We start from the raw sequence: 15,999 nt of genomic DNA on the forward strand, positions 1-15,999 counted from the left end.
ACTCCCGGTCACTCGTTGAGGCAGATTGCTTTCCGGCTGCGCCCGCGCAGCCCTTCCTCAGTGACCCCCCCTTGTACGGACAGCAGAAACGGTGAAAAGCATGAAGTTCTCCAAGCGGGCCGGCGCGATGCTGCTGGCGGTCGGTGCGGGCATGCTCGCCTCCCAGGGATCGGCCTCCGCCGCCCCGGTCGGCCCCGACCAGGTCGGAGTCCTGGAGGACGCGCTGGCCACCGGGCAGGTCCCGGCGGAGGTGCCGCTCACCCCGCTGGGCAGCCGGCTCTCGGCGGGCATCCCGACCTCGCTGCTGATGCCGCCGGTGCCCGGCCGGACCACCGGCACCAGCACCGAGCTGATCCCGGAGCGGATCGTCCCCCAGCTGAGCACCGGCAAGGTCGGCCCGAGCGCCAAGGCCGAGCTGCCGTTGCCGCTGGTCGACCAGGGCGCCGACCTCGGCGGGCTGCTGCTGGACGCTCCGGCCTCGCCGCTGCACGCCGACACCCCCGGCCTCAGCCTCGGCAAGCCGCTCTCGCTCGCCCAGGACGGCGCCGGCCAGCTCGCCGACGGCAAGCTCAAGGTGGGCGAGGTCGACCCGCGCCTGCTCACCGGCGCCGTGCATGCCGTCCCGGGGGCCAGTGCCGGCCTCGGCGGCGAGGACCACCGGCTCTCCGTCACCGACGAGGTCAACGACCTGACCACGACCACCGCCGCGACCGCCACCGAGGTGGTCGGGCAGATCGGACTCGCCGACCCGGCGGCCACCACCCCGACCGCCACCGGCGTGGTCCAGCAGACCGGGCTGACCGACCTGACCCGGCTCTGACCCGGTTCTGACCGGGACCGCCACCGGCGCCCGGGTACGTGGGAGCCCGGCACCCCGCTCGCGCGACGGGGTGCCGGGCTCCCGTACGTCCGGTCCGCGCCGGGCGTGCGGTACGTCAGCCCGGCAGGACGCTGGTCAGCCCGCCGACCAGCGGCAGGTCCTTGGCGCCGCCGCCGTCGCTCAGCGGGCCGGTCAGCGTGCCGGTGCCGACCGGGGCCAGGCCCTGGTCCGGCTGGACGGTCGCGCCGTTGTTGAGCACGTCGGCGGAGGAGTTCGCCCAGGGGTCCAGGCGCAGGCTCTTGATGGGCGCGATGCCGTAGCCGAGGCCGGAGGTCGTCCCGTTCAGCGCCTGGCTGACGTCGTTCCTGGCCAGCGTGGCCGGGCCCGCCGGGGCCTGTCCGGCCGGCGCGGTGGCGGCCTGCGCCGAACCGGCGCCGAGCAGCACCGCGGCACCGACGGCGGCGGCCAGGCCGGCCCCGCTCTTCTTCGAAACCATGCGGATCACCCTTCGGTGGATCGGGGTCCCGGACGGGCGTCCGGGGATGCCGAACTGCCCCCCGGCCGACTGGTCGGGGGGCAGGACGGCCGGATCACGTGCCGATCGGGGATCAGCAGTCGTCCGCGGGCTTCGGGTGCGCCTCGACGTTGGCGCAGCTGTTGCCGAAGGCCGGGTTCAGCAGTCCGGCGGCGTCGACGGTGTTGCCGCACAGGTTCAGCGGGATGTGGATCGGCACCTGGATCTGGTTGCCGGAGACGACGCCGGGGGAGCCGGCGGCGACGCCCTCCGCGCCCGAGCTGGCGGCGGCGGAGCCCGCCGCGCCCAGCACCAGGCCGGCAGCGGCGGCGGAGAGGACGGCGGCCTTCTTCACGTTCTGCATGGGGGTTGATCTCCTCGATCACACACGGGTTGAGCGTGCCGCGCCCCGGCGCGGGGCGCGGCACGGGCTCGGTGAATCAGCTGTCGCCGGTGCGGCGACGGCGGGTTCAGCCGATGTTGGCGCAGTGGTTGCCGAACGCCGGGTTCAGCACGCCGATCACGCCGATGCTGTTGCCGCAGACGTTGACCGGGATGTGCACCGGGATCTGGATCTGGTTGCCGGAGAGCACACCCGGGGAGCCGGCGGCGACGCCCTCGGCACCGGAGCTGGCGAACGCGCCGCCGGCGGCACCGAGCACCAGGCCGGTGGCGGCCAAGGACAGCACCGCGGCCTTCTTGACGTTACGCATGTTCTTTCCTCCGAGTTTCTGCCCGACGGATGGGAATGTCGGGCTTCGGGCGAGCAGGAATACCCACCCGTTGGCTTCAGGGATTGCCGTGGTTGTCACTCGGGCGGCGCACACCGGCGTATTCCGCCCATGGCTCGGGCGTGGACGCAGCCGCCGTTCTGCAGCGCCTCCCGAAACGATTCCCGCACGGCCGGGAAAGGCTTCGGACAAAGGCGCGACCAGGTGGAGATCCCGGTCAGGCGTTCCGGCGGGGGTTGCCGGACGCCGCGTTCGGGAGGCCCGCCACCGCGATCGAGCAGCCGGTGGCCGCAGTGCCGACGATGCCGTTGGCGTGCTTGCGCATGGGCCGTACTCGATTCGTGCGTGGGGGCCGATGGACCGGGTTCCGTGAGGGAGAACGAGGCACCGCGCGCGGGGAAACGGTCCGGCCGAAGCCGATCACCCGAATGCCGATCGGGGATGCCATTGCTCCGGACGGGTGACAGTGCGCGCACCGTCGCAACCGGTCCGGAGAGGTCTCGTTCTTGATGTCGCACTCCCCGTGCATCTCTGTTGAACAGTCAGGAGGCTCACATGAGCATCAAGAAGACCGCCGCCGTCGGCGCGGCCGTGGTGGGCATCGTGGCCGCCGGCGCCGGCACCGCGATGGCCAGCTCCGGCGCCGAGGGCGTCGCCGCCGGTTCCCCCGGTGTCATCTCGGGCAACCAGGTTCAGGTGCCGATCCACATCCCGGTGAACCTGTGCGGCAACACCGTCGACGCCGCCGGACTGCTGAACCCGGCGTTCGGCAACCACTGCGTCAACGCGGGCTGAAACCCGCGGCCGGTTCGGCCGGTTGGAGCCGCCGCTCCGCGCTTCCCTCCTGGGGCGCGGGGCGGCGGCTCTTCGCGTTCCCGGCCGCGCTTTCCCGGGAGTCCGTCAATTCCCGACGCTGTCGGAAGCCTTGTTGCACTACTTGTCAGTACCTAGAATCCGAGTCCTGCTCACCTTTTCAGCTCCTCTCTCTTGCTCCGCGCCGCTCGGCGCCCGCCCGGGCGGTCCCCCACCCCCGCAAGGAGTCGCGTGTGATCAGGTCCCGACTGTCGGCGGCACTCGCCACCGGCGCCCTCCTCGCCACCCTCGGCCTGGCCGGTGCCCCCGCCGCCCTCGCCGATTCCGCCCCGGCGCCCGGCGCCGCCAAACCGGCCGCGGTCGTCGCCCTCGGCGACAGCGCCATCTCCGGGGAGGGCGCCGGCACCGACACCGACGACGGCTACTTCCCGGAGACGGACAGCCCCACCAACTACTGCCACCGGCACCCCAAGTCGGAGATCTTCGTCACCGACATCCCCGGGGTCACCCCGATCGACCTCGCCTGTTCCGGCGCCCAGACCGGCGACCTTGTCAGCGACCCCGAGCTGGCGAAGGTCACCGGCCCGGGCAGCGGCGACTTCGGCGAGCCCAAACAGGACGTCAAGCTCGCCGACGTGGCGTCCAAGTACGACGTCAAGCTGGTCGTGGTGACGATCGGCGCCAACGACGACTTCGACTTCAGCGGCGTCATGATGCACTGCCTGGCGCAGTACTTCCCGATTCCCAAGGACCAGGGCTGCCGCGACACCATCGGCAGTGACGAGATCCGCCGGCGCGCCAAGGGCGTGCAGCCCAAGGTCGTCGCGGCGCTGCAGAACATCCGGCAGACCATGCGCAAGGCCGGCTACGCCGACTCCGCGTACCAGCTGGTCTACCAGTCGTACTTCAACCCGATCACCCCGGACATCCGGCGCAACGACTATCTCGGCAAGATCGCCGACGGCTGCCCGGCCTTCCCCGAGGACCTCGCCTGGGGGCACAACTGGGTGGTCCCGACCTTCAGCGCTGCGCTGCGCGGCGCGGCCGAGCAGGTGCCCGGCGTCCGCTACCTGGACCAGCGGCGGGTCGCCTTCGGGCACGAGGTCTGCGCGGAGTGGACCAGCTCCCCGTACGAGTACAGCAACGGGGACGTCATCAACCTCGACGAGTGGGTGCGCAACGGCTGCGACTCGCAGATCGGCATCCCCGGCCTGTGCATGAACATGGTCCGCCAGTCGTACCACCTGCGGGTGGCCGGCTACCGCGGCGAGGGCGTCTGCCTCGGCCAGTTCTACGCCCGCCCCGAGCTGACGCAGGCCTACTGCACGCTCAACCAGCAGAACACCACGTCGATCCAGCCGCTCACCCCCGGGAAGCCCTTCGGTGACGTCCCGGAGGACGGCGCCTGGTACCAGCTGACCAACGCGGGCACCGGCAACGCCCTCGACCTCACCGGCGGCGGCAGCTACGGCGACTCCACCGACGGCCGGGCCGCCATCAGCTACCCGGCCGGCGGCGGGCTCAACCAGTCCTTCGTCCTGGAGGCCAAGGCCGGCGGCAGCTACGAGCTCGACTTCAGCGGCAACCGCGACATGTGCCTGGACGCCAACGCCGCCTCCACCGTCCCCGGCACCCGGATCCAGCAGTGGCGCTGCAACGGCGGCGGCAACCAGCACTGGGTGTTCAAGCCGACCGGCGACGGCCGCTACAAGATCGCCGACTCCCAGGACCAGAGCAAGGTCCTCGCCGCCGGCAGCACCCTCGACGCCAAGGGCAACCCCTACGTCCAGCTCGCCACCGACACCGGCGCCGCCGGCCAGCTCTGGCAGCTCACCAAGCTCGGCATCGTCTACGTCCAGGGCTGATCCGCCCGCATCCCCTCCTCAGGCCGCCGCCCCCAGCCGGGCGGCGGCGGCCGCACTCACCGGGTACGGCGCCTCGACCGGCAGCAGCGCCGGATCCCTGATCCGGCGCGTCGGCGGGGTGTTCGGCATGCGGGGAATCGTCGCGGGCGCGGCCGTCGTGCCGCCAGGGGTTTTTCCCGCCGGGCGGGGGACGGCGGGCGAGGCGGGGGCGTGCCGTAGGCTCACGGGAACATCGTTGCGCCGGAGCCGCGCGGACCACGAGCGGGGCGGGGGAGTACCCACAGCACATGAGCACGGCATCGAGCACCGAGTCGTCCAGCACCGAGCCCGGGGCGTCCGCAGCGGCGTCGAGCGCGCCGTCCGAGGAGCGGACGGGGCGGGCGCCCGGGCGGTTCGGCGCGCTGGTGGACCGCTTCGCGCCCGCGCTGGGCGCGTACGCGGTGGTCAAGGCCATCGGCCTGACCGTCTTCCTGCTGCTGCTCTCGCACACCGGCGACTACCTGAAGAAGCAGCCGGGCCGCGGCGGCGGAGCCAACCCCTGGGACGTGCTGGGCACCTGGGACGGCGTCTGGTACCAGCGGATCGCCGAGAACGGGTACAACCCGGAGCTGATCCCGCTGCACGGCTTCCCGCTGGCCACCTACTACGAGAACTCGGCCGCCTTCTTCCCGCTCTACCCGTGGCTGATGCGGCTGGTCGGCGCGGTCACCGGGCTCGGCCCGTACGGCTCCGGGATCGTGGTCTCGGTGCTCGCCTCGCTGGTCGCGGCGGCCGGGATCTTCGCGATCGCCGAGCGACTCGGGGGCTTCCGGGCGGGCGTGACGGCGGCGGTGATCTGGGGGCTGTTCCCGGGCTCCGGCGTGGAGTGGGCGGTCTACTCGGACTCGCTGTTCGTCGCGCTGTCCGCCTGGGCCTGCTACTGCGTGATGACCCGCCGTTGGCTGACCGCCGGTCTGCTGGCCCTGGTGGCGGGCCTCAACCGGCCGACCGCGGCCGCGCTGATCGCTGCCGTCTCGATCGCCGCGCTGGTCGCGCTGGTGCGCCGCACCGACGGGGTGGCCCGCCCGCTGACCGCGATGCTGATCACCCCCTGGGGCCTGATCGGCTACGTCGCCTGGGTCGGCTGGAAGATGGGCGACTGGGGCGGCTACTTCAAGCTCCAGCGCGGTGCGTGGAACCGCTACTTCGACGGCGGCGCCTCCACGCTCCGCACGATCATGGACGTGATCACCGGGCACTGGGACTTCTGGCAGTCCAACCCCGTCCCGGACCTGATCGCCATCGCCCTGCTGATCGCCCTGCCCGGCCTGCTGGTGCTGCTCTGGCGCGCCCGGCCGCCGCTGGTCCTGTGGGTCTACACGGCGCTCACCATCGCCACCGCGCTGAGCAGCAACCAGATCTTCGGCAACATCTCGCGCTACCTGCTGCCGGCCTTCCCGCTCTTCATCGGTCTGGCGTTCGCGCTGCGCCGGGTGCGGACCTCCTCGCTGGTCGGGCTGTTCGCGATGCCCGCGATCGCGGCGGGCTGGTACGCCGGCTATGCGCTGTTCGAGTTGGGTATCCCGTAGACCCGGTGGTGGTTGGCAACGGGATCATCCGGCAGCAGACGGGCCGTTGCTAACCTCGGACGTATGACGACGACGCCGCCCGTGCGCGAGATCCGCGACATCTCCGGCCTGCTGGACCACGCGAGCCATGTGCTGGCGACCCGGATGGCGGCCGCCTTCACCGAGCTCGGGATCACCCCGCGCGCCTACTGCGTGCTGTTCCACGCGCAGGAGGCCGAGCGCACCCAGATCCAGCTGGCCGAGCTGTCCGACCTGGACAAGACCACCATGGTGGTCACCGTCGACGAGCTGGAGAAGGCGGGCTTGGCCGAGCGCCGCCCGTCCGCGACCGACCGCCGGGCCCGGATCATCTCGGTCACCGAGGCGGGCGAGCGCGCCGTCGTGGAGGGCACCGCGATCGCCGACCGGGTGCACCGCGAGCTGCTGGAGTCGCTGCCGCAGCCCGAGCGCGAGGTCTTCCTGTCGGCCCTGACGCACCTCGTGGGCGGGCACCTCGCGGAGCCGGTGGAGAGCGAGCGCACCGTACGCCGGGCCCGTCGGTCCCGCGGCTGAGCCACCCCGGCGGGCACTCCGGCGGCCACTCCGAAGTCCTGCTCCCGAGATAGATAGTCCCGAACAAAACAATCTGATAGCGTCCTACCCGGTACTCGACGAACCGGGAGAACTGCCATGACCGCGCACGCCCCGGTCGCGCCCCCCACGGACTCCGCGACCTCCCCCCGCTCCCGCGCACTCGCCCTGGCGGTGCTCTGCGCGGGCATGCTGATGATCATCCTGGACGGCTCGATCGTCACCGTGGCACTGCCCGCGATCCAGGACGACCTGCACTTCTCGCCCGCCGACCTCACCTGGACGGTCAACGCCTACCTGATCGCCTTCGGCGGCCTGCTCCTGCTGGCCGGCCGGCTCGGCGACCTGATCGGCCGCAAGCGGGTGTTCGTCGCCGGGCTCGCCCTCTTCACCGCCGCCTCGCTGCTCTGCGCCCTCGCCACCGGGCAGGGGGTGCTGATCGCCGCCCGCTTCCTGCAGGGCGTCGGCGGTGCGATGGCCTCCTCGGTCAGCCTCGGCATGATCGTCACGCTCTTCCCCGAACCGCGCGAACGCGGCCGCGCGATCGGCGCGTTCAGCTTCGTCGGCGCGGCCGGCGCCTCGATCGGCCAGGTCCTCGGCGGGGTGCTCACCGAGGCCCTCAACTGGCACTGGATCTTCCTGATCAACCTGCCGCTCGGCCTGACCGCCGCCCTGCTGGCCGTCCGGGTGCTGGAGGGCGACCGCGGCCCCGGCCTGCGGGCCGGCGCCGACGCCCTCGGCTCCGCGCTGATCACCGGTGCCCTGATGCTCGGCATCTACACCATCGTCGGCACCGGCGAGCACGGCTGGGCCTGTGCCCGCACCCTCGGCCTCGGTGCGCTCTCGCTCGCCCTGCTGGCCGGCTTCCTGCTCCGCCAGGCCCGGGCCCCCCAGCCCCTGCTCCCGCTGCGGATGTTCCGCTCGCGCAACGTCACCGGCGCCAACCTGGTGCAGATCCTGACCATCTCCGGGATGTTCGGCTTCCAGATCCTCGTCGCGCTCTACATGCAGCAGGTCCTCGGCTACGGCGCGGCCGCCACGGGCCTGGCGATGCTGCCGGCGGCGGTCGCGATCGGCGCGGTGTCGTTGCTGCTCTCCGCCCGGTTGAGCGCCCGCTTCGGCGAGCGCGCCGTGCTGCTCGCGGGCCTCGCCCTGCTGCTCGCCGCGCTCGGCCTGCTGGTCCGGCTGCCCGCCGACGCCGACTACGTCGTCCACCTGCTGCCGACGATGCTGCTCATCTCCGGCGGCGGCCTGGTGCTGTCCACGCTCGCCGTCCTCGGCATGTCGGGCGCCGGACCGCAGGACGCGGGCACCGCCTCGGGCCTGTTCAACACCACCCAGCAGGTCGGCGGCGCGCTCGGGGTCGCCGTCCTCACCACCCTCGCGGGCAGCCGGACCGCCGCACTGGCCGCGGCCGGACACCCCGTCGCGGACGCCCTGACCGGCGGCTTCCGGCTCGCCTTCGCGGTGGCCGCCGGGCTGCTCGCCGCGGCCCTGCTGCTGGCCGCCACCGTCCTGCGGCCGACCGGGCGTCAGGGCTGACGACAGGTCAACTCACTTCTCCCCGGCCCGTGTTCAGAGGCAGCCGGGGTCAAGTGGCGTGAGGCGCTACGGCCAGACCAGGCAGTACAGCTGGTGCCCGGCCTCGTGCAGCCGGTTCGCGAAGTCCTGCCACTCGTGCAGCATGCTGTAGATGACGAAGGCGTCCCGCGGCCCGCGCCGGTCAGGGACGGTGGACCAGATGAAGGCGGCGGCGCCGAGCTCGGTCTCGTCGGCCTTGCGGAGCGGCTCGACGACGTTGTGGGGGAGCTGGACGACGGCGTAGTCCGGGTGCAGGACGACGAGCTCCAGCGGCGGCACCTGGTGCAGGGGAACGCCCTGGATGCCGGTGAGGACCATGGCGCTCATGGTCTCCGGCTTGATCTTGGTGGAGAGGTGGCCGGTGGGGGAGCCGCTGGTCTCCATCAGGTCGCCGAGCCGCCCCAGCGAGCCGAGTTCGCCGGCGTCCAGGCCGAGCCCACCCGGGCCGAGGGCGGTGGGAACCCTGGCGGCGGTCGCTCGGTCGGGGGCGCCGAAGTACTTGTACGTCACCCCCACGCGACCCTCACCCCGCCTCTCGCCGCCGCGGCGACCACGTCCCGTACCCGCTCCCGTACCCCCGCGTGCGGCCTCGGCAGGCCGGCGGGAGCCCCCCGCGGCCTCGTCGTAGCCGTCCTGCGCCTCGGACACTCGGACCATCCTCACCGGAATTCGCCGGAATCGACAGACCCCCGCACGTCCGGCGTCCCTCCGGACGTGCTCCTTACCCGTCATGCGCCGCCGTGCCCACGCGCGGGCCTTACCCACTCGCGGCCGACAGCAGTCCTCTCCACACCCCTGCACACAACCGGAGCGCTCGCGCACTCTGTGTACACAGTCTGACTGGTCCGTCCTCCGGGGCAGTCAGCGGCCCCGTCCGTACGGACTGTACGGACAACCGTACAGACAACGGTGCCCGGATCATCGTTCCAGATGATCGGGTCCGACATGCAGAGGGCAAGGACACGATTTGAGACCATGTCTCCCGTGAGCTACCCCTACGAAGCCCCCCAGTCCCAGTCGCTGTTCGATCGCGCCTCCGTGGTGACGCCCGGCGGCGTCAACTCCCCGGTGCGCGCCTTCCGCGCGGTCGGCGGCACGCCGCGCTTCATGGTGTCCGGCACCGGCCCCTACCTCACCGACGCCGACGGCCGCGAGTACGTCGACCTGGTGTGCTCGTGGGGTCCGATGATCCTCGGCCACGCGCACCCCGCGGTGGTCGACGCCGTCCAGCGGGCCGTCTCCCTCGGCACCTCCTTCGGCACGCCGGGCCAGGGCGAGGTCGAGCTGGCCGAGGAGATCGTCGCCCGGGTCGCCCCGGTCGAGCAGGTCCGCCTCGTCTCCTCCGGCACCGAGGCCACCATGTCCGCGATCCGGCTGGCCCGCGGCTTCACCGGCCGGGCGAAGGTCGTGAAGTTCGCCGGCTGCTACCACGGTCACGTGGACGCGCTGCTGGCCGCCGCCGGTTCCGGCGTGGCCACCTTCGGCCTGCCGGACACCCCGGGCGTCACCGGTGCCCAGGCCGGCGACACCATCGTGCTGCCGTACAACGACCTGGCCGCCGTCGAGCAGGCCTTCGCGGCCCACCCGGGCGAGATCGCCTGCGTGATCACCGAGGCCTCGCCCGGCAACATGGGTGTCGTCCCGCCGCTGCCCGGCTTCAACGCGGGCCTGGCCCGGCTCTGCCGGGACAACGGCGCGCTGTTCATCTCCGACGAGGTGATGACCGGCTTCCGCGTCTCCAAGGCCGGCTGGTACGGCCTGGAGGCGGCGAACGAGGGCTGGGCGCCGGACCTGCTGACCTTCGGCAAGGTCATGGGCGGCGGCTTCCCGGCCGCGGCCTTCGGCGGCCGCGCCGACGTGATGGGGCGCCTCGCCCCGGCCGGCCCGGTCTACCAGGCGGGCACCCTGTCCGGGAACCCGATCGCCACCGCGGCGGGCCTGGCCCAGCTGCGCGGCTGCACCGACGAGGTGTACGCGACGGTGGACCGGGTCGCCGCCGAGATCTCTGGCCTGGTCTCCGAGGCGCTCGCCAAGGAGGGCGTGGCGCACCGGCTGCAGACCGCCGGGAACATGTTCTCGGTGTTCTTCACCGAGGCCGCCGTCACGAACTACGACGAGGCGAAGACCCAGGAGGCGTACCGTTTCAACGCCTTCTTCCACGCGATGCTCGCCGAGGGCGTCTACCTGCCGCCGTCCGCCTTCGAGTCCTGGTTCGTCTCGGCGTCCCACGACGAGCGGGCGATCGAGCGGATCGCCGCCGCCCTGCCGGCCGCCGCGCGCGCCGCTGCCGCCGCCACGGCCTAGTCCCTTACGAGCCCCAGGAGCAGTTGAGAAGTGAGCGCCAAAGAGATCACCGTCGTCCACCTGATGCGGCACGGCGAGGTGCACAACCCGGAGGGCGTCCTGTACGGGCGCCTGCCGGACTACCACCTGTCCGAGCTGGGCCGGCAGATGGCCGACCGGGTGGCCGAGGACCTGGCGGGCCGGGACATCACCCACGTGGTGGCCTCGCCGCTGGAGCGGGCCCAGGAGACCGCCGAGCCGATCGCCAAGGCGCACGGCCTGGACGTCGCGGCGGACGCGCGGCTGATCGAGGCGGAGAACGTCTTCGAGGGCAAGACCTTCGGCGTCGGTGACGGCTCGCTGCGCAACCCGGGCTACTGGAAGTACCTCACCAACCCGTTCAAGCCCTCCTGGGGCGAGCCGTACCTCGACCAGGTGGTGCGGATGATGGGCGCGCTCGGCGCCGCCCGGGACGCCGCGCGTGGGCACGAGGCGGTCTGCGTCAGCCACCAGCTGCCGATCTGGATCGTCCGCTCCTTCGTCGAGCGCCGCCGGCTCTGGCACGACCCGCGCAACCGGCAGTGCTCGCTGGCCTCGCTGACCAGCTTCACCTTCGAGGGCGACCGGATCGTCTCGGTCGGCTACCGCGAGCCTGCCCGCGACCTGCTGCCCGCGCACCTGGTGGGCAAGGGCCGCAAGGGCGACAAGCCGGTGGGCAAGAGCTTCGGCGCCTAGCCCGCGGTGCGGCCGTAAGCGGTGCGTAAGTATGACTTCGGGTCACCCGGCGAGCGCCGGGTGACCCGATTTCTTCGCAGGTCAGAGGGGCTGTGACGCGCAAGGCAGGACCCCCCCGAACCTGCCCGGAACTCCATGCGAAACTTTTCACATGTCTGCCATGACGCGCCCCCGTCCCCGTGTCGCCGCAGCCGCCGTCGCCACCGCCGCGGCCGCTGCGCTCGCCCTCACCGGCTGTTCCTCCTCGGGCTCGTCCGGTGGCGGCGAGGGCCAGGTGGGCTTCGTCACGGTCAAGGGCACCAACCTGTCGAAGGCGGACGCCGGCAAGCGCGGGGACGCGCCGGACATCTCCGGGGAGACCCTGGAGGGCGGCCCGACCAAGCTCTCGGACTACCGGGGCAAGGTCGTCGTGCTGAACGTCTGGGGCTCCTGGTGCGGTCCGTGCCGGGCCGAGGCGAAGAGCCTGCAGGCCGTCGCGGACAAGTACAAGGACCAGGGAGTCCAGTTCCTGGGCGTCAACACCCGGGACACCGAGAAGAACAACGCCGTCCGCTTCGAGCAGGAGCAGGGCGTCGGCTACCCGAGCATCTTCGACCCGGCCGGCGCCCAGCTGCTCAAGTTCCCCAAGGGCAGCCTCAACCCGCAGTCCATCCCGACCACGCTGATCGTCGACCGCGACGGCAAGCTGGCCGCCCGTGCCGTCGGCGGCACGACCCAGGACGCGCTGGAGTCGATTCTGCAGCCGGTGGTCGCGGAGCAGAAGCAGTGAGCCTGCCGCAGCAGCTCGCCGACAACACCGGGACCCTCCAGAGCGGAGCGCTGCTGGTGGCCGCGCCGATCGCGCTGGCGGCCGGCCTGGTGTCGTTCTTCTCGCCCTGCGTGCTGCCGCTCGTCCCCGGCTACCTGTCGTACGTGACCGGCTTCTCCGCCGCCGACCTCGCGGACGCCCGCGGCGCGCGGCGCGGGCGGATGGCGCTCGGGGCGACGCTCTTCATCCTCGGCTTCACCGCGGTCTTCGTCTCCGGCGGCGCGCTGTTCGGACAGTTCGGCGACACCCTGCAGGAACACAAGCGGGTCATCTCGATCGTGCTCGGCGTGCTGACCGTCGTCATGGGCCTCGCCTTCATGGGCCTCGTCCCCGGCCTGAGCATGCGCGAGGTGCGCTCCCACCGGCGTCCGGCGGTCGGTCTGCTGGGCGCCCCGCTGCTGGGCGTGGTCTTCGGCGTCGGCTGGACGCCCTGCCTCGGCCCGACCATCGCGACCGTCCAGAACCTGGCCCTGAACCAGGCCGACGCGGCGCGCGGCGCCATGCTGATGACCTTCTACTGCCTGGGCCTCGGCGTACCGTTCATCGTGGCTGCGGTCGCTTTCCGCCGGGCGCTGGGCGCCTTCGGTTGGGTCAAGCGGCACTACCCGCTCGTGATGCGGATCGGCGGCGGCATGCTCGTCGCGGTCGGTCTGCTGCTCGTCACCGGGATCTGGGATTCCTGGATGAGCGAACTGCAGTCCTGGACCGCCGACTCCTCGATCGGAATCTGACCGTGAGCAACACCACGACCGAGACCGAGCAGCCCCCGGCGCCGGACGACACCGCGGCCGAGCGGCTCAGCACCGCGCCGGTCGAGTCCGACGGTCCGACCGGCATGGGGGGCTTCGGCTGGGCGCGCTGGATGTGGCGTCAGCTGACCTCGATGCGGGTCGCCCTGATCCTGCTCTTCCTGCTCTCGCTGGCCGCCATCCCGGGCTCGCTGATCCCGCAGTACCAGAACGGCCAGGGGCAGCTGAAGGTCGAGGCGTGGAAGGCACAGCACGGCACCGTCGCGCCGATCTACGAGAAGCTCCAGCTGTTCGACGTCTACAGCTCGGTCTGGTTCTCCGCGATCTACATCCTGCTGTTCGTCTCGCTGGCGGGCTGCATCGTCCCGCGCACCTGGCAGTTCGTCGGCGTGCTGCGCGCCCAGCCGCCGGCCGCGCCGCGCAACCTGACCCGGATGCCGGTGCACGCGGCCTGGCGCACCGGGGCGGACGCCGACGCGGTGAACGCCGCCGCCCACCGGCTGCTGCGCAAGCGCGGCTTCCGCGCGAACCTGTCCGGCGGCTCGGTGGCCGCCGAGAAGGGCTACCTGCGCGAGGTCGGCAACCTGCTCTTCCACCTGTCGCTGTTCGCGCTGCTCGGCGGGTTCGCCTGGGCCAGCCTGGCGTCGGGTACGGGCGGCAAGCTGATGGTCGAGGGCGAGGGCTACTCCAACACCATCACCCAGCTCGACGACTTCAACGGCACCCGGTTCTACGGCAGCCAGGACCTCGACCCCTTCTACCTGAAGCTGGACGGCTTCACGTCCAGGTTCCAGACCAAGGGCGACCAGATCGGCGCCGCACGGCAGTTCACCGCGAACGTCGAGTACTACGCGGGCAGCGACGAGTCGAAGCTGAAGAAGTCGACGATCGAGGTCAACCACCCGCTGGAGATCGGCGGCAGCAAGGTCTTCCTGATCGGCCACGGCTACGCCCCGGTGGTCACCGTCCGCAACGGCAAGGGCGACGTCGTCTACCAGGGCGCCGTCCCCTTCCTGCCGCAGGACGGCAACCTGACCTCCACCGGGGTCGTGAAGGTCTCCGACTACGGCGCCGGCCCCGACGGCAACAAGACCCAGATGGGCTTCTCCGGCTTCTTCCTGCCGACCGCCCCGCTGAGCTTCGAGGGCACCGGCCCGGTCTCGCTGTTCCCCGGCGACGCCGCCCCCGAGCTGGTGCTGAACGCCTTCGCGGGCGACCTCGGCACCGACTCCGGGCTGCCGCAGAACGTCTACCAGCTCAACACCCGCAAGCTCACCCAGCTGACCCAGGACGGCCAGCCGGCCAAGGCCCGGCTCAAGCCCGGCCAGGGCTGGACCCTCCCCGACGGCTACGGCTCCGTCACCTTCGAGGGCTACAAGCAGTGGGCCAGCTTCAACGTCTCGCACCGCCCCGGCAATGCGATCGCCCTGACCGGCGCCGTGCTGGCGATCCTCGGCCTGATCGGCTCGCTGTTCATCCAGCGCCGCCGGATCTGGGTGCGGGCGGTCGCCCTGCCGGGCGGCGGCACCCAGGTGGAGCTGGCCGGGCTGGCCCGCAGCGAGTCGGCGAAGATCGCCGAGGAGCTGGCCGAGCTCGCGGTGGACCTCCAGGACGACGCCCCGGCCTCCGAGGAGGAGGACGCGGACGCCGGTTCCGAGGAACGGGAAGCCGCCGCACCCGCCGACCCCGAGGCCGAGGCCTCAGCCCCCGCAGTCCCTGCCGACCAGAACTCCAAGGAGTAGACGGTGCAACTCGCCTCGGCGGTCGACCCACAGCTGGCCGACCTCTCCAACAAGCTGATCTATTCGGCGATGGTGGTCTACACGCTCGCCATGTTCGCCCACATGATCGAGTGGACCTTCGGCAGCAAGGGCGCCGTCGCCGTCCGCTCGAAGGAGCAGGCGGGCAGCCTGGGCGAGACCGTCGCCGCGGCCGGGCAGAAGGCCGCGAAGAAGGTCACCGTCACCGTGGCGGGGGCGGGCGGCGGCACCACCACGCTCACCCGCACCGCGATCGCGGGCGAGGGCGCGACGGTGGTCACCAGCGGGCGCGGCGCCGAGGAGGAGGACGGCCCGGGCGCGGCCGGCACCAACGAGAAGGCCGACCTGGCCGGCCGGATCGCCGTCTCGCTCACCGTGCTGGCGCTGCTGCTGCACGGCGGCGGCATCGTCGCCCGCGGCCTGTCGGTGTCCCGCTGGCCGTGGGGCAACATGTACGAGTTCTCCTGCGCCTTCGCCTTCGCGATGACGGCTGCCTACCTGGTGCTGCTGGCCGCGGGGAAGAAGGTCCGCTGGCTCGGCCTGCCGGTCGTCGTGGCGGTCCTGCTGACCCTCGGCATCGCCACCACCACGCTGTACACCGACTCCGAGCAGCTCGTCCCGGCGCTGCACTCGCCGTGGCTGGCGATCCACGTCTCCACCGCGATCTTCTGCGGCGGCGCCTTCTACGCGGCGTTCATCGCCACGCTGCTGTACCTCGGCAAGGACTCCTTCGAGAAGCGCGTCGCGGCCGGCCTGACCACCGGACCGCTGGGCACCTCGGCGTCGATCTGGCGCCGCCTGCCCGCCGCGTCGACCTTCGACAAGCTGTCCTACCGGATCAACGCCCTGGTCTTCCCGCTGTGGACGTTCACCATCATCGCGGGCGCGATCTGGGCCGAGGCGGCGTGGGGCAAGTACTGGGAGTGGGACCCGAAGGAGACCTGGTCGTTCATCACCTGGGTCGCCTACGCCTGCTACCTGCACGCCCGGGCCACGGCCGGCTGGAAGGGCCGCAAGGCCGCCTACCTGGCGCTGGCGGCCTTCGCCTGCTGGCTCTTCAACTACTACGGCGTGAACATCTTCGTCACCGGCAAGCACTCGTACGCGGGGATCTGACCGGGGCGCGATCACCCACCGGCCCGGCTTTCCGCAGGAGGTAGCCGGGCCGAGTTGTGACAGGGGTAGTGCGTGCCGGCCGCGTC

Annotated in this window: 16 protein-coding genes; 12 read left to right on the forward strand and 4 right to left on the reverse strand. The window is 72.0% G+C overall.

The window, feature by feature from the left end; all coding sequences use genetic code 11:
* Positions 1-100 precede the first annotated feature (100 nt).
* Entirely contained in the window at positions 101-820 is a 720-nt protein-coding gene (locus ACZ3TI_RS01050; protein ID WP_465721994.1) for a hypothetical protein, read from the forward strand.
* Positions 821-935: 115 nt separating this feature from the next.
* Here the strand turns inward: ACZ3TI_RS01050 and ACZ3TI_RS01055 are convergent, their stop codons facing one another.
* The 3 genes from ACZ3TI_RS01055 to ACZ3TI_RS01065 form a co-directional block, all read right to left on the reverse strand.
* Positions 936-1,316 carry a hypothetical protein gene (locus ACZ3TI_RS01055; RefSeq protein ID WP_465721995.1) on the reverse strand — a complete coding sequence of 127 codons (381 nt, stop codon included), beginning with the start codon at positions 1,314-1,316 and terminating at the stop codon, positions 936-938.
* A 112-nt stretch (positions 1,317-1,428) separates the two neighbouring features.
* Positions 1,429-1,698, reverse strand: a complete 270-nt coding sequence (locus ACZ3TI_RS01060; RefSeq protein WP_465721997.1) for a chaplin — start codon at positions 1,696-1,698, stop codon at positions 1,429-1,431.
* Between the two features lie 106 nt (positions 1,699-1,804).
* Positions 1,805-2,047 carry a chaplin gene (locus tag ACZ3TI_RS01065; RefSeq protein WP_465721999.1) on the reverse strand — a complete coding sequence of 81 codons (243 nt, stop codon included), beginning with the start codon at positions 2,045-2,047 and terminating at the stop codon, positions 1,805-1,807.
* Between the two features lie 573 nt (positions 2,048-2,620).
* Between ACZ3TI_RS01065 and ACZ3TI_RS01070 the strand changes: the two genes are divergently transcribed.
* From ACZ3TI_RS01070 to ACZ3TI_RS01090, 5 genes are all read left to right on the forward strand, one after another.
* The gene (locus tag ACZ3TI_RS01070) at positions 2,621-2,860 is read left to right on the forward strand and encodes a chaplin (protein WP_465722001.1); all 240 of its coding nucleotides are present in this window, start codon (positions 2,621-2,623) and stop codon (positions 2,858-2,860) included.
* Positions 2,861-3,111: 251 nt separating this feature from the next.
* A complete protein-coding gene (locus ACZ3TI_RS01075; RefSeq protein ID WP_465722003.1) occupies positions 3,112-4,743 on the forward strand; it encodes an RICIN domain-containing protein in 1,632 nt (543 codons plus the stop codon).
* A 287-nt stretch (positions 4,744-5,030) separates the two neighbouring features.
* Positions 5,031-6,311, forward strand: coding sequence for a hypothetical protein (locus tag ACZ3TI_RS01080; protein WP_465722004.1), 1,281 nt, complete (start codon positions 5,031-5,033; stop codon positions 6,309-6,311).
* A gap of 63 nt (positions 6,312-6,374) precedes the next feature.
* On the forward strand, positions 6,375-6,863 hold the full coding sequence (locus ACZ3TI_RS01085; RefSeq protein ID WP_465722006.1) for a MarR family winged helix-turn-helix transcriptional regulator: 489 nt from the start codon (positions 6,375-6,377) through the stop codon (positions 6,861-6,863).
* A 117-nt stretch (positions 6,864-6,980) separates the two neighbouring features.
* On the forward strand, positions 6,981-8,423 hold the full coding sequence (locus ACZ3TI_RS01090; RefSeq protein WP_465722008.1) for an MFS transporter: 1,443 nt from the start codon (positions 6,981-6,983) through the stop codon (positions 8,421-8,423).
* A gap of 66 nt (positions 8,424-8,489) precedes the next feature.
* On the opposite strand, the gene ACZ3TI_RS01095 is transcribed toward ACZ3TI_RS01090, so the two are convergent.
* Entirely contained in the window at positions 8,490-8,978 is a 489-nt protein-coding gene (locus ACZ3TI_RS01095) for a hypothetical protein (RefSeq protein WP_030055696.1), read from the reverse strand.
* A 459-nt stretch (positions 8,979-9,437) separates the two neighbouring features.
* Between ACZ3TI_RS01095 and hemL the strand changes: the two genes are divergently transcribed.
* The 6 genes from hemL to ccsB all read left to right on the forward strand — a co-directional run bounded on the left by hemL (position 9,438) and on the right by ccsB (position 15,913).
* Positions 9,438-10,766: a glutamate-1-semialdehyde 2,1-aminomutase gene (gene hemL / locus ACZ3TI_RS01100; RefSeq protein WP_465722011.1), complete on the forward strand. Its 1,329-nt coding sequence runs from the start codon at positions 9,438-9,440 to the stop codon at positions 10,764-10,766.
* A 63-nt stretch (positions 10,767-10,829) separates the two neighbouring features.
* A complete protein-coding gene (locus tag ACZ3TI_RS01105) occupies positions 10,830-11,480 on the forward strand; it encodes a histidine phosphatase family protein (RefSeq protein WP_465722497.1) in 651 nt (216 codons plus the stop codon).
* A gap of 151 nt (positions 11,481-11,631) precedes the next feature.
* Complete coding sequence (locus tag ACZ3TI_RS01110) at positions 11,632-12,249, forward strand: TlpA family protein disulfide reductase (protein ID WP_465722013.1); 618 nt, start codon at positions 11,632-11,634, stop codon at positions 12,247-12,249.
* Positions 12,246-13,019, forward strand: a complete 774-nt coding sequence (locus ACZ3TI_RS01115; protein WP_465722015.1) for a cytochrome c biogenesis CcdA family protein — start codon at positions 12,246-12,248, stop codon at positions 13,017-13,019. Before ACZ3TI_RS01110 ends, ACZ3TI_RS01115 begins: the two co-directional genes overlap by 4 nt.
* A 2-nt stretch (positions 13,020-13,021) precedes the next feature.
* Positions 13,022-14,779, forward strand: coding sequence for a cytochrome c biogenesis protein ResB (gene resB, locus ACZ3TI_RS01120; protein WP_465722017.1), 1,758 nt, complete (start codon positions 13,022-13,024; stop codon positions 14,777-14,779).
* A 3-nt stretch (positions 14,780-14,782) separates the two neighbouring features.
* Positions 14,783-15,913, forward strand: a complete 1,131-nt coding sequence (gene ccsB, locus ACZ3TI_RS01125) for a c-type cytochrome biogenesis protein CcsB (RefSeq protein WP_465722019.1) — start codon at positions 14,783-14,785, stop codon at positions 15,911-15,913.
* Positions 15,914-15,999: the final 86 nt, after the last annotated feature.

Source organism: Kitasatospora sp. NPDC023120 (assembly GCF_055560835.1).